General features: G+C 67.5%; 9 protein-coding genes and 1 pseudogene. 3 read left to right on the top strand and 7 right to left on the bottom strand.

Going from position 1 to position 12,687, the window contains the following annotated elements:
* Positions 1–96: 96 nt before the first annotated feature.
* Together P3102_RS29185 and P3102_RS29190 are read right to left on the bottom strand one after the other, a co-directional pair.
* Positions 97–426, bottom strand: a complete 330-nt coding sequence (locus P3102_RS29185; protein WP_276363440.1) for a hypothetical protein — start codon at positions 424–426, stop codon at positions 97–99.
* 907 nt (positions 427–1,333) lie between these two features.
* A complete protein-coding gene (locus P3102_RS29190; protein WP_276363442.1) occupies positions 1,334–2,533 on the bottom strand; it encodes an MFS transporter in 1,200 nt (399 codons plus the stop codon).
* A gap of 64 nt (positions 2,534–2,597) precedes the next feature.
* On the opposite strand from P3102_RS29190, the gene P3102_RS29195 reads away from it, so the two are divergent.
* Together P3102_RS29195 and P3102_RS29200 are read left to right on the top strand one after the other, a co-directional pair.
* Positions 2,598–2,999, top strand: coding sequence for a MerR family transcriptional regulator (locus P3102_RS29195; protein WP_076169144.1), 402 nt, complete (start codon positions 2,598–2,600; stop codon positions 2,997–2,999).
* A gap of 379 nt (positions 3,000–3,378) precedes the next feature.
* Positions 3,379–3,722 (top strand): annotated as a pseudogene (locus P3102_RS29200) (transposase); the annotation flags it as partial.
* Here the strand turns inward: P3102_RS29200 and P3102_RS29205 are convergent.
* The 3 genes from P3102_RS29205 to P3102_RS29215 all read right to left on the bottom strand — a co-directional run bounded on the left by P3102_RS29205 (position 3,678) and on the right by P3102_RS29215 (position 7,839).
* Entirely contained in the window at positions 3,678–4,625 is a 948-nt protein-coding gene (locus P3102_RS29205; protein WP_276363445.1) for a transposase, read from the bottom strand. The pseudogene P3102_RS29200 and the gene P3102_RS29205 sit on opposite strands and share 45 nt — an antisense overlap.
* A 198-nt stretch (positions 4,626–4,823) precedes the next feature.
* A complete protein-coding gene (locus tag P3102_RS29210; RefSeq protein WP_276363447.1) occupies positions 4,824–6,680 on the bottom strand; it encodes a hypothetical protein in 1,857 nt (618 codons plus the stop codon).
* 163 nt (positions 6,681–6,843) lie between these two features.
* On the bottom strand, positions 6,844–7,839 hold the full coding sequence (locus P3102_RS29215; RefSeq protein WP_276363448.1) for a hypothetical protein: 996 nt from the start codon (positions 7,837–7,839) through the stop codon (positions 6,844–6,846).
* A gap of 216 nt (positions 7,840–8,055) precedes the next feature.
* Between P3102_RS29215 and P3102_RS29220 the strand changes: the two genes are divergently transcribed.
* On the top strand, positions 8,056–10,989 hold the full coding sequence (locus tag P3102_RS29220) for a tetratricopeptide repeat protein (protein ID WP_276363450.1): 2,934 nt from the start codon (positions 8,056–8,058) through the stop codon (positions 10,987–10,989).
* A 3-nt stretch (positions 10,990–10,992) separates the two neighbouring features.
* On the opposite strand, the gene P3102_RS29225 is transcribed toward P3102_RS29220, so the two are convergent.
* The gene (locus tag P3102_RS29225; RefSeq protein ID WP_276363451.1) at positions 10,993–12,186 is read right to left on the bottom strand and encodes a helix-turn-helix transcriptional regulator; all 1,194 of its coding nucleotides are present in this window, start codon (positions 12,184–12,186) and stop codon (positions 10,993–10,995) included.
* 114 nt (positions 12,187–12,300) lie between these two features.
* On the bottom strand, positions 12,301–12,471 hold the full coding sequence (locus P3102_RS29230) for a hypothetical protein (protein ID WP_276363453.1): 171 nt from the start codon (positions 12,469–12,471) through the stop codon (positions 12,301–12,303).
* Positions 12,472–12,687: the final 216 nt, after the last annotated feature.

Below are 12,687 nucleotides of genomic sequence, written 5' to 3' on the forward strand. Positions count from 1 at the left end.
GAGAAGTGCCCGAAAGGTCTGAAACAGTCCGACACCAGGCGACACACCCCGACACAGCGACTGCCCCGCGACCAGACGAAAAGGTCTTGTCCGACATCACTCGACACCGTCCGACACGCCCAGGTGCCGACTCTTAACCAGCGGGTTCGGGGTTCGAGTCCCTGATGGCGCACCCTCAGGCCCCACGTTTTCGGCTTCGATGACGTGGGGCTTCGTGTTTTGTGGACGCATTTCTTCCACTTCCTTACCGTCCATTGTGGTCTGATCCGCGCCCGAGACGAGCCCGAGAAGTCGGCACGCGTTCTTGCGGATGATCTTCGCCGTCGCTCGGCGACCTTCAGCCCCCAGCTCAACGGTTTTCGGATGCTCCGGGTCGACGTCGTCTCGAACATGCACCTCCACGTGAGCCGCGTGAAGCTTGTTCACCAGCGCAGCCGAGGCGCGACCGCAGGTAACGCAGGGATGTTGATGTTGCGAGCAGCTCTGAACTCGAGCCCGAAACCTACGGATTAAAAGCCTGCGGGTTCGATTACGGTGATTTTGAACCGAGCCCCGTTTTCCGGCCTTCTACCTGCGGCTTCTTTGCACTTAAGATCACTTTTGCGTTTACCAACGCCCGATCTGGGCTCCGTTCTTCCTGCCGTGCTCAACGGGGCCGTGGACGCTACTTGACCTGGGGTTTTGCCTCGATCGTGAAGCAGCAGGCTGCAGATCGACCTTCCGGGGGCTGCGGATTTCCTGTCCGCAGCGGCAACGGATCAGAAGCCCGCGGGTTCGACCGCTGGCGATCTAAAATTTGGTCAGGTCGCAAGCCCCCTGCCTGCGATTCCTCCACCGAAGGACTCACTTTGCTTGCGCGAACGGCCGAGGTGGGCTCCGTTGTGTCTCCTCTCTTCCTGCTGTGCTCAACGAGGTAGCAACGCAGCATGACCTGGGTCAAACTGTTCCGACTCGAAGACCGCGTGGGCAGGCGAGACGATGAGCCCTCGGCGACCGAGTTCGATACCGACCTCGAAGTGGCCGGCTAAAATTCCGAGCCGGATTGTGGGCCCTCTGTAGTCGCCGCTTAGGTATTCCGCTTGGCTTCAACAGAGCTGTAACCCGTTTCCTCCAAACAGAGAAGTGTGTCGGCGAGGACCGAGGCCACCTCAGGAGCGAGCCGGATGAGGTCGGCAAGCAGGCTATTCGAGTCGCCCCGGGCCAGTGCGCGACCACTAAGCCAATATTTCCGGGGACGCGTCCCCGCTTGGCAGCGGGTCCGGCAGCACGCCCAGCGAGCGGCGTCATGACCGGCGGCGTGGTGCCTGCCACAAACGCTGACACTGGCACCCGGTCACCGTCGGACCGCCGGGAACCCGTGCCGGGCCGCGGCCGCCACGACGCAGGCCAGCGCGGTCAGTGCCACCGCGATCCACGGCAGCGGGGTCGCGGTTCCGGCCTGGTCCAGTACCGACCCGCCCACGAGCGCCCCACCCGCGATCGCGAGGTTCCAGACGGTGATCGCCAGCGACTGCGCCACGTCCGCGGTGCGGCCGGCGACCCTGGCCGCCGCGGCGGGGAACATGGTGGGGGCTCCACCGAAAGCCAAGCCCCACAAGGCGACGGCGCCGTACAACAGCACCGGCCGGTCCGCGGCGGCACCGATCGCCGCGCCCGCGACGGCGAACAACGCCGTCGAGGCGAGCACCAGCGGTCGCGGCCACTTGTCGATCACCGCGCCCACCACCCAGATGCCGAGTACCGAGGTGACGCCGAAGACCAGCAATACGGTGCCGAGCAGCCGCGCCTCACCGGTCTCGGCGAGTACCGGACCGAGGTAGGTGTACAGGATGTTGTGTCCGAGCACGAAGACGAACGTGGTAGCCAGAACGGCGGGAAAGCCCTTGATGGCAAGGACTTTCCACGGTGCCGCGCGCTGTCCCGCCGGCTCTCCCGGCAGCGGCGGGGCCTGCCACCGGACCCATCCCGCCAGCAGCACCGTGATGGCGACCAGCATGGCGAACGCGTACCGCCAGCCGATCAGGTCGCCCAGTATCGTCCCGGCCGGCACCCCGATCGCGAACCCGATCGGGGTGCCGATCATCGCGATCGCCAGTGCCTTCCCGGCGTGGGCCGCCGGAACCAATCGCATGGCGTAGCCGGGAATCATCGCCCACAGCACCCCGGACACCGCTCCCGCGAGAATCCGGGCCACCAGTGTCAACGCGTACACCGACGAGAAGGCGGTGATCGCGTTGACCACGGCGAAGCCGAGGATCAGGCACAGCAACAGCGCACGACGCGGCAGGCGACGGCTCAACGCGGTCAAGGGCACCGCCGTCACCGCCGTGCTGATGGCGTACACCGTGACCAGCTGTCCCGCCTGCGCCTCGGAAACGCGCAGGTCGGCGCTGATGCCGAGCAGTACCCCGGCGGGCAGCGTCTCAGTCACGCAACCGATGAAAACCACTGTCGCGAAAGCCAGCAGCGCACCAAACGGCAGCTTCGGGCGAACCGGCGCTGTGTCACACGGAGGGATGGCATCCACAGTCATGCGGCTATCCTGGGTGTCTCACACTGGTGTCAGGGTCAAGGTGACGAGTGGTGAGGTGGGGCACATGCGCATCGGGGAGCTGTCGAGGCGGACCGGCGTATCCGTCCGTCTGCTGCGGTACTACGAAGAAAAAGAGCTGCTTCGGTCCACCAGGGACGACAACGGCTACCGCGAATACACCGAAGCTTCCCTGGACCGCGTGCACAAGATCCGCGGCCTGCTCGAGTACGGCATCCCCACCCGGATCATCCGCACCATCCTGCCGTGTCTGAACAGCCCCGGCGCGATCCACATGCGCGTTGTCGCGCCCGAGACACTGGCCAAACTGGAGCACGAACGGGAACAGATCCAGCGCCGCATCGAAGCGCACACCAAGGACCGGGAAGCGATCGACGCCTACCTGGAGCAGGCCCGGCCACGGCTGCGCGGCTTGAGCGAAGTACATCACGCTTATATTGAGGGGTAAGGCAACGGTGGCGTGTCCCGGCGCGGGTCCGGACTGGTGAGCGGACGCCGGGACGGCTACCCGGATGTCCACACGGACACTTGCCGAAGGTAGATGCCCGGCTTGGGCGGCCTGCACGTTTTCACGAGGGGTCGCGAATGAGAATGATGGTTCTAACCCTCTTTATCACTCACGACATTGCCGCAAATGACGTGCCGCGCGTAGCGCGGTCCGTGGCCGTGTCATGACAACCGTGTAAGCCGCGGATGGACCAAGATCGGGTCGTCGGACACGACCCAGAAAGGCTCCATCTGTGACCGAGAACACATCTGATCGGGCTGCGGGTCCTGCGGCCGGCGAGGCGCTTGCCCGGGCTTTGTCACCGGAAACGCTTGATGCGTTGGTGAAAGACGCGTATGCGAATGGCGGGGCGCTGGGCGCGCAAGAGTTGCTGAACGAGATGACCAAGGCGGTGCTCGAGCGGGCGCTGGACGCCGAAATGACCCATCATCTCGGATACGAGAAAGGAGACCCCGCCGGGAACGGGTCCGGCAATTCCCGGAACGGCAGGTCCCCGAAAACCGTGTCCACCAATGGGCCGGTCGAGCTGGCGGTGCCGCGCGACCGGAACGGCTCGTTCGAACCGGCGATCGTGCCGAACGCGCACGCAGGCTGGGTAACATCGACGAGGCGATCCTGTCACTGTATTCGCGTGGCATGACCACCCGCGATATCGAAGCCCACGGCGTGCAGATGCCGCTCGTTGCGGATCAACATACGGTCGGTGAGCTCGGTTCTGGCCGTGAGCACGAACCGTTCGGCGTAGCCGTTCGCCCGTGGGCAACGCGGCGGAATCCTGATCGTCTCGATGCCCCCGTCGGCCAGGACGGCATCGAAGGAGGCCGTGAACTGGCCGGCCCGGTCGCGGATCGGAAATCTGAACTCGTCGACTCGATCACCGAGATCCAGCACGAGGTTGCGGATCTGCTGAGTGGTCCACCTGCCGTCCGGATTCGTGGTCATGCCCAGGACGTGGACGTAGCGGCTGCCGACCTCCAGCACGAAGAACACGTAGATCCGCTTGAGAGTAAGCGCGCAGTCGACGTGGAAGAAGTCGCACACCAGCATCGTCGAGGCCTGCGTACGCAGAAACTGCCGCCAGGTCGTGTCGGTGTGCCGATCCGGCGCGGGAGGTACGCGCGCACGCTTCAGAATCCGCCGGATCGTCGAGGAACCGACCCGGTGTCCGAGCTTGAGCAGCTCACCCTGAATCCTCTTGTAGCCCCAGCTGTGGTTCTCCCTGGCCATCCGTTCGATCAGCCCAGCGATCGCGTCGTCGACGGGCGGACGCCCGTGCCGGTGTGGATAGGTCCACTTCGCGGCTACCAGCCGACGGTGCCAGCGCAGGACCGTGCCCGGGGTAACCAGCCGGTGTGTCCGCAGCGTCTTGGGCAACAGCCGGACCAACGCCGCGAAAACAGCCCGGGCGGCCCAGTCCAGAGGAGGTTTCGGGTTGCCTCGCCGCAGCACGGCGACCTCGTGGCGTAGCACCAGCAACTCGACGTCCTTGGATGCCGACGAGCGCCCAAGCAACACCAGCAGACCCACAAGCCGCAGGAAGATCAGATAGAGCAGACGCAACGCCATAACTGCCGATCATGCCCTGCCCGCCGAGCCTGCCATTACCCCAGGTCAAGATACATGAGCCGACTTCTGGAACCCCACAGGTGGTGCGGGGATAGCCCAGCTCAACGGCTGACTCGGCGAGGTCGCCGGCCTACAGACCAGCCTTAAGATAATGTCCTCGAACATCGTGACGAGCCGGTCGGCGACGCCGGGCCGGGGTCACTCGCTGCCGATGACGGTCAGATCGTCCCAGAGCGAGATGACGGTTTTCCGCGCGCTTCGGAGCAGGCCGTCCAGCAGTGCCAGGCTGCGCGAGTCGCGGGTCGGCTTGCCTTCGTCGGCTGCCTTTCGTGCCGCGTCGTGCACGGGGCGCAGCAGGTGGGGTTGCACGATCACCACCTGGGTCTTGTTCAGGGTGGTCCGCGCCCGCAGTGCGGTCACGAAGCCCGAGAGATCCGTTTGCCGGGTGCCGTCGAGCCAGGCCGCCGGGCGGGCGATCCGCGGGGTGGTGAAGCGTTCGACGAGCGCCCGGTTGTCCAGCAAGCGGAGGTTCTTCACGGCTTGCGCCACCACCTCCTGATACGCCGTCACCGCGACGCTTCGGGTCGGCGAGGTGCTGTGCGCGCCTTTGACGTGGATGGCGGTCAGTGTGCCGTTGGCGAGGTGCAGGAAGTCGGCGACCTCGCCCGCGCCGTCGTCGCAGACGAGCCATCCGGTGGTGTAGGTCGTTTTGACCCAGGCGAACAACGAGTAGTCGTTGATCAAGCCGATCGCGTCGTGGATGGCCTGGTCGCCGCGCACCGAGGGCTTTTCCTGGTTCACCTGGTGAGCACCGAAATCGGTGAAGTCCAGGTTGGCGAACGGGGGCGCGGTCTGGTTCTGCAGGTTGAGCTGGTGCTCGTCGAACGTGTGCCCTGACTCGTAGTAGATCCTCAACAGCTCACCATTGCCGATGGCGTCCCGGATCCGCCGTGCCATCGCCTCGTTGGACGGCGTTCCGGCGAAGCGAACGTCCAGATCGAAGCCGTCTCCCCTGGCGACCGGTTTGATCGACAGCGAACCGACCTCGGCCCTCTCGGATCCGACGACCGCGGTGAACGCCGGGGACTGGGGGTGCCCGCGCACTTCGAGGAACGAGTCGCGCAACAGCTCCGCCCGTTCCGTCAGTTCCCCGTCCGGGTCTGCCGCGTCGGGAAGTTCATCCGGTTCGGCGATGGTGACGTCGTAAGCGCCGTACACGTTGGCCAGTTCGGTCTCCGGCACCGCCAGCTGCCGGAACAGCTCCTCCGGCGGTTCGACCGCGAGAGCCTTCTCCAACAGGGCGACGGTTTCGGTGGCGGCCGCGAGGAACGTCGGCAGATCGACCCGGAACTTCCAGTAGAGGTGCGACTTCGCCGGGCTGACGGTCAGCCTGCCGCGCACTACGGCGGATTCGTCCAGGGGCACGTAGTCGATCACGGCCGCGCTCAACGCGAAGCTGCCGTCCTCATCGTCGAGCACCTCCTGGATCCGCAGCCCACCCAAGGTCTTGCTGTCGGCCTTGGTGGCGCGGCGGCGATGGACCCCACGCAGCCACACGGTCTTCCCGTCACCCTGGAACGTCCCCCGCAGGATCGCGCTCGGCAGATACCGATAGAGCTTGGTGAACTTCTGCAACCACTTGCGCAACGCCTCGTCGCTCACCGGCGTGTGTATCACCACGAAGGCTCCACGGCGCACCGCGACCGTCAACTGGTTGGCGACGTCGAACACCTGTCGGTCTCCGGACCAACTCGGCGTCGTGCGACGCTCACGAGCGGAGGCATACAGGCCATCGATGCCCAGCTCCACCAGCGATCCGATGCTTTCGATCCGGTCGGACTCGGCGAGCACGACCTCGCCGAGGCAGCGAACCGATTGAGCCCGGCCGCGCGACTCCAGTGTGGTCCGGAGGAACTTGACCAGCGAGTGGAACGCGGTCTCCGGATTCGCGTCCGGGTGGCAGTGCAGCACGGACACCGAGAAGGTCGGTGTCAACTCGGCCAGACCGTCCAGCCGGGGCACTTCCGGGTCCACAAGGGATTTGTCGATGTCCATCGCGCTGCCTTCCTTCCGGCACCGTGACGGTGCCTTCGGGAAGCATGAACTCGCCATGCGTGCCGAATGTGGATCAGTTGTGGACCGTCGGCGTCGTGGGCCAGTGGCCGCACGAGCGGTTCGACCGGCCGGCTCACCCACCGACGCCGGCGGAACACCCCGGTCAGCTCGCGTTCCACACCTGCTCTTCGTCGGAACCGGTGTTGCGCGGCGCGCTCGATTCCGCACACGAACAGTGGTGCCCGTAGGATTCGTTCCCCGCTTCCTCAGCGTCCCAGTGCGCGCCGTAGGAGCGGCCCGGCAGAAGTCGCCGGAATCGCTGATGTATTTCTCCCGCACGGTCCACCGGTTGCCGGTGACCACCATGCGGACCGGTGACATCGCGCAACGTCCACACCTGGCGTGGAATGCGATACCTGGCGAAACGCACACGCAGGTCGAACAGGTCGCAGGGTCGTTCCAATTCACGCACCACGTACGACCGCAGCCTTTGCGGCCGGGGAATGCGGTACCTCATGGCGAAGGCGTGCGTCTCGCCTTTCGCGAGCGGTTCGGGCGGGATGAGGGACAGGCGGCCTCGCGTCGCGCCACCGGCGCGCAGGGTGCCCCCATAGAGCACGTCCACCTCGATCGGGCCCCGCAGTTCGAACGCCGGCGAAGTGAAGTCGAGTTCGTGCAGTCCGTCGTGGTCGGCGACGACGCGGTACTGCTCCAGTACCTCGTGTTGCGGCCGGTCCAGCGTCACCACCACGTGCAGTTCCGCGGTGTGCCAGGACCCGCCCGGCAGCGGCGGGATGGTCACCACCAGTTCCGCGAGCTGGTCGATGGCCTCGTCGACCCGGCGGCGCACGGTACGCGCGTCGCGATCGATCCGGGGTGCGGCCCAGCCGACGCGGTCCTGATACAGCGGCATGCGCACGTCGGCGGTGAGCCCGAAGGCGGCCACGGTGGCCAGGCGCATGTCCTCCGGCAACTGCTCGGCCAATCCGGTCAACCGGGCCACGAGTTTCTCCCGGATGGTGACCGGACCGTCGTCCTCCGCCACACCGCACAGCACGCGCAGCGTCGGGCCGATCCGCTCCCCGATCCTCCCGGCGTGGACCCCGCGGCCCTTGCGCAACGACTTGAGTTCCCGCACCAGTTCTTCGTGAGTGTTCATCAGCAAGCCTCCCCGTCGATCTGCGATGACCGGCAGCTTGCGATGGGTGAGTGGACCAGAAGTGGACATATCGTGGATCAGTTCGCACGGCGGTGCCCAGCACTCGTGTCCGCGCCCGGTGGCATACAGGCCGAAAAATGGCCATTTTCGGTGACACACGAACGGGCGCTTGCACGACATAGTGATGGACATCAAGCTCGCAAAAAGGGAGGCGGAGTGGATTTTCGGATGCTGGGCCCGCTGGAGGCGTGGCACGACGGCGCTCCGGTCGACCTGGGCAAGCCGCAGCAGCGCTTCGTGCTCATCGTGCTTTTGCTGCACGCCAACAAACCGATTTCCGCCGACCGGCTGACCGAGATCGTCTGGGGGGCCAACCCCGAGCGCCGGAACCTGGTCCGCGGCTATATCAGCAAGTTACGCAAGGCATTCGAACCGGCCGGCGACGTCACGATCGACACCACCGTGACCGGCTACCTGCTGCGGGTCTCCCCGGAGCAGGTCGACCTCCACCGCTTCGACCAGTGGCGTGAGCAGGCCCGTCAGGAGCAGGAGCCACGCCGCCGGATCGAGCTGCTCCGCGCCGCGGTCGGCCTGTGGCGCGGGCGCTTCCTCGAGGACATCGACATCGACCGGGTGGGCGGCACGGACGTGATCTCGCCGGCCGACAGCTATTTCGACACCGTCGGTGACCTCGCCGAACTGGAACTGCGCACCGGTGACCATCGATCGGCGCGCGACCGGTTGCGCCGCATCGTCGGCAAGGAACCGGACCGGCAGCGCCACGCCGAGTTGCTGATGCGCGCACTGCTCGCCAACGGTGACCGCGTGGAGGCGATCCGGGTGTTCCACAACACCCGCGACGCGCTCGCCGGACTCGGTGTCGAGCCGGAACCCAGGCTGCGCAACATCGCCGCCCGCGCCGAACGCGGTGAGCCCGCCAGTTCCCTGCCGTCCAGGCCCGGTGGTTTCACCGGCCGCGAACACGAGCTCGACCTGATCGCCACGGCGGTGGGCTCCGGTGAGAAAGCCGTGTGGATCAGCGGCGCACCGGGGGTGGGCAAGACCGGCCTGGCCGTGGAAGCCGCGCACCGGTTGCGGGAGCGATTCCCCGACGGGCAACTGCTGTTACGGCTCAACGGGTTCACCCCGAACGTCGCCGCGATGACCATGGGCGACGCCCTCACCCAGCTCCTGCTCGAACTCGGGGTTCCCGCCGAGCAGATCCCTGCCTCCACGGGGCGCAAGATCACGCTGTACCAGAACGAGTTGTACGGCACCCGGACGTTGATCCTGCTGGACAACGCGAAATCCGCCGAGCAGGTCCGCGCCCTGCTCCCGGACGCCCCGGACTGCTTCGCGATCGTGACGAGCAGGCGGGTGGGCGAGCCGGACACCGGGCAGCAGGTGCGGCTGGCCCCGCTGCCACCGGACGACGCCGCCGCGTTGTTCTGCACGCTGGCCGGGCCGTTGCGGGTCACCGGCCGTGCCTCCGAGGTGGCCGAGGTGGTCCGGCGATGCGGTCACCTGCCGATGCCGATCCGCGTCTCCGCCGCGTTGTTCCGCCGTCACGACCGGTGGCCGCTGGAACACCTGCTCCGGTTGCTGGCCGAAAGCGGGCCCTGGCACGCCGACACCGGCAACGACGCGAGCACCGCGGCCGTCCGGGTCTCCTACCAGCAGCTGGGCGAGCACCAACGGGAGATGTTCCGCCTGCTCGGGCACGCACCGGGGCCGCACGTCACCGTGGCGGGTGCCGCGGCGCTGGTGGACGACGCCTTCACCCACGCCCGGCTGGTGCTCGACGAACTGCACGAGGTGTGCCTGGTCGAGGAGCTCACGCCGGAGCGGTACCAGATGCTGGACCCGCTCAAGGAGTTCGCCGCGGCCGAGCCCGGCGAGCACACCGGTGCCGTGCTCCGGCTGCTCGACTTCTACCTGGTCACCCTGGCGGACGCGGCGGGGACGGCCTATCCGTTCGAGCGCGCCCGCCTGCCGTCGGTGACCCGCACGTCGCCGGTGGCCCGGACCTTCGAGACGACCGACGCCGCGACGGCGTGGATCACCGCCGAGCGGGACAACCTGGTGGCTGCCATCCGCTACGCCGCCATCCACGACTTGCCCGAGCACGCCTGGCGGCTGGCGGTGCTCATCTGGCGCTTCTTCCACACGACGAGCCAGTTCGACGACTGGGCCGAGACGATGGAACTCGCCCGGCGGCTGGTGACCGCGGACGAGGACAACACGCTCGGGCAAGCACACGTGCTGCTCAGGCTGGCCACCGTGCACAACCGCCGCGGCGAGCTGGCCGAGGCCCTGGAGCTGGCGCGGCGGGCGCTGGCCTGCTGGGTGCGGCTGGGCGACGCCAGGGGCGAGGCCACCACGTTGTGCGCCATCGCCATCCCGACCATGGAGCTCGGCAGGCACGCCGAGGCGATCACCCACTTCGAGGCGGCGCTGGAGAAGTACGAGGAGGTCGGTGATCTGCGCGGGCAGGCACACGCGCTGAGCAATCTGGGCTACCTCAACGAACTGCACGGCAAGCTGGACGCCGCGCTGCGCCAGCACCGTGCCGCGGTGCCGATCCTGCGCGAAACCCGGCACATGCAGGGGCTGGCGCACGTGCTGAACAACCTCGGCTCGGTCCGGCAGCGTCTCGGTTTCCCGAGCGAGGCGCTGGTCGACCACCGGGAAGCGCATCACCTCGCCACCGAAATGGGCGACGCGTGCGTCATGGCCTACGCGTTGTCCAACATCGGCAACGTGTACCGGTCGGCGGGCCGGATCCCGGAAGCCGAGCGCTACCAGGAAAAAGCCGCCGGCATCGCGGCCGAAGTCTTCGACGCGGATCTCCGCACCCGGCTCTTCCGCGACCGCGCGGCGACCGCGCAGGCCAAGGGCGACCACGTCGAGGCGTTGCGCCTCTACAAGGCCGCACTGGAGCTGGCGGCCACGTCAGGGAACCGGGGGCATCGGGCGCACGCCGATCGGGGTGTCGCGCAGACCCTGCACCGGCTGGGCCGGCACGGGGACGCCGTCGCGAGCTGGGAGGCGGCCGAAAAGGAGTTCACCGCGCTGGAACTGCCCGAGGCAGGCCAGGTGCGGGCCGAACGGGCGGAATTGACCTGCGCCTGCCGCGACGGGGTGCGCTGAGCTTCAGATTCGCTGGTACAGCACGCGCCGCAGCTCCGGGTAGACCTCGCGGACCGAGGCGTGGTCATGCCACCGGCTGAGGTTCCTGGCCAGTTCCCGCAGATCGAGCCGGATCGTCGCCGAATCGACGTGGGCCGCGTCCTCCAGGGTTTCGATCAGGGTTCGGCAGCTCTGGTCGACCTCGCCGGCCAGGGCGTGGGCCAGCGACCTGCGGACGCCGAACCGCGCCCGCGTGCGCCGCGAGTCCGAGGGCAGCCGGATCAGCTCCCGGTCCAGGAGTTCGGCCGCCTCACCGGGCCGGCCGAGGTCGCACAACGACCACCCCCGGGCCAGCTCGATCGGGTCGGGGGCCGTGGAACCGAGCACCGGGTACGCCGAAGGGGCCACGCCCGCCGCGTCGAGGTGGAACCGGGCCCGGTCCAGCGCGCGTTCGTACTCGCTGCGATCGCCGGCCAGGGCGTGGCCCTGTGCCTCCCGCCGTGCGGCCAGGGCGAGGGTGCGCGAACCGGCCGGTCCCGCCCGCTGGGCCCGGCGCGCCAGTTCGATCGTGGCGATCGGATCGTGCCGGTAGAGCGCGAGCCCGGCTTCCCGCACGAAGGCGTAGCTGACGATCTCGTGGTCCCCGCCCGCGACGGCCAGTTCCGCGGCCTTCCTCGTCCAGGACAGCGCGCGCCGGTCGTCCCCGGCTTCCTGCTGCATCCACCCGGTGTACTCGGCGATCCGCGCGGCCAGCAGCAACAGGTGCGACCTGGTCGGCTCCGGGTTCTCCCCGGCCAGCGCGCCGAGCGTCTGCACCTGCGCTGTCAGCGATTCCAGCACCACCACCGGACTGGTCTGCATGCCGAGGCGCCGCAGGTGCTCGAAGGTGGTCCGAATCCCGATGACCACCCGTTCGTCCGGCACCGGCCGTGGCCCGCCCGTGAGCGTCACGCCGAGCACGGTGCCCGCCACCAGCACTTGGCGGCGGTCGAGGGTCACCGCGCGCTCCTGTGCCGACCGCGCCGCCGCCAGCAGCGCGCCACCCGCGCCGAGCTCCCCGTCACAGAGCCGGGCCATCGAATCGTGGGGCGATTTCACCCCGTTTTCGATCTTGCTCAGATATCCCTTGCTGTAGTGGATGCGCTTGGCCAACTGACCCATCGACAGGCCGGCGGCGATGCGGTATTCACGCAGTAATTCCCCAAATGTTCCGGTCACCAAAGCCTCCCGCTCCGACTGACTTCGAGTACAGCACCTGCCCCGAACGCACGCAATCACCCGGTCGCCCGCGAGGTGATCGCGGGCGACCGGGGACGCGCTATCGCCGGTGAATCAGTCGTGCCAGGGGTTTCCGTCCGGATTCGGCGCGGAGGTGGTGGGCGGCGGCGTGGGCGGCTCGTCCGAGGGCAGCGCGAAACCGCTGGTGGAACCGGTCATGGCCAGGCTCAGCACCGCCGTGGCCGAGGCGATGATGACAGCGGAAGTGGACAGGATTTTGGACATGACGAATCCTTCCGAGGAATTGGTTAATTGATTTCGGGCTTTTCCGGATCTGTTCCGGTGCCCATATCGAGGATTCATCAGATCCCGGACGGCCAACAAGGAGGTGACCGTTTCCCCCCGCGGCGGTCAACGGGAAACGGGCGGGGATCCACACCGCGTCCACTTCTGGTCGACAGCGGCGGTGAAGTCTTCCCGGTACTCGCCGGTGTGGTGCCG

It is taken from the genome of Amycolatopsis sp. QT-25 (genome assembly GCF_029369745.1).
GTDB lineage: Bacteria > Actinomycetota > Actinomycetes > Mycobacteriales > Pseudonocardiaceae > Amycolatopsis.

Bases quoted from the DNA above. Each gene is read 5' to 3' on its own strand.
- P3102_RS29190 (WP_276363442.1), bottom strand. From the start codon at position 2,533: ATGACTGTGGATGCCATCCCTCCGTGTGACACAGCGCCGGTTCGCCCG.
- P3102_RS29195 (WP_076169144.1), top strand. From the start codon at position 2,598: ATGCGCATCGGGGAGCTGTCGAGGCGGACCGGCGTATCCGTCCGTCTG.
- P3102_RS29205 (WP_276363445.1), bottom strand. From the start codon at position 4,625: ATGGCGTTGCGTCTGCTCTATCTGATCTTCCTGCGGCTTGTGGGTCTG.
- P3102_RS29210 (WP_276363447.1), bottom strand. From the start codon at position 6,680: ATGGACATCGACAAATCCCTTGTGGACCCGGAAGTGCCCCGGCTGGAC.
- P3102_RS29215 (WP_276363448.1), bottom strand. From the start codon at position 7,839: ATGAACACTCACGAAGAACTGGTGCGGGAACTCAAGTCGTTGCGCAAG.
- P3102_RS29230 (WP_276363453.1), bottom strand. From the start codon at position 12,471: ATGTCCAAAATCCTGTCCACTTCCGCTGTCATCATCGCCTCGGCCACG.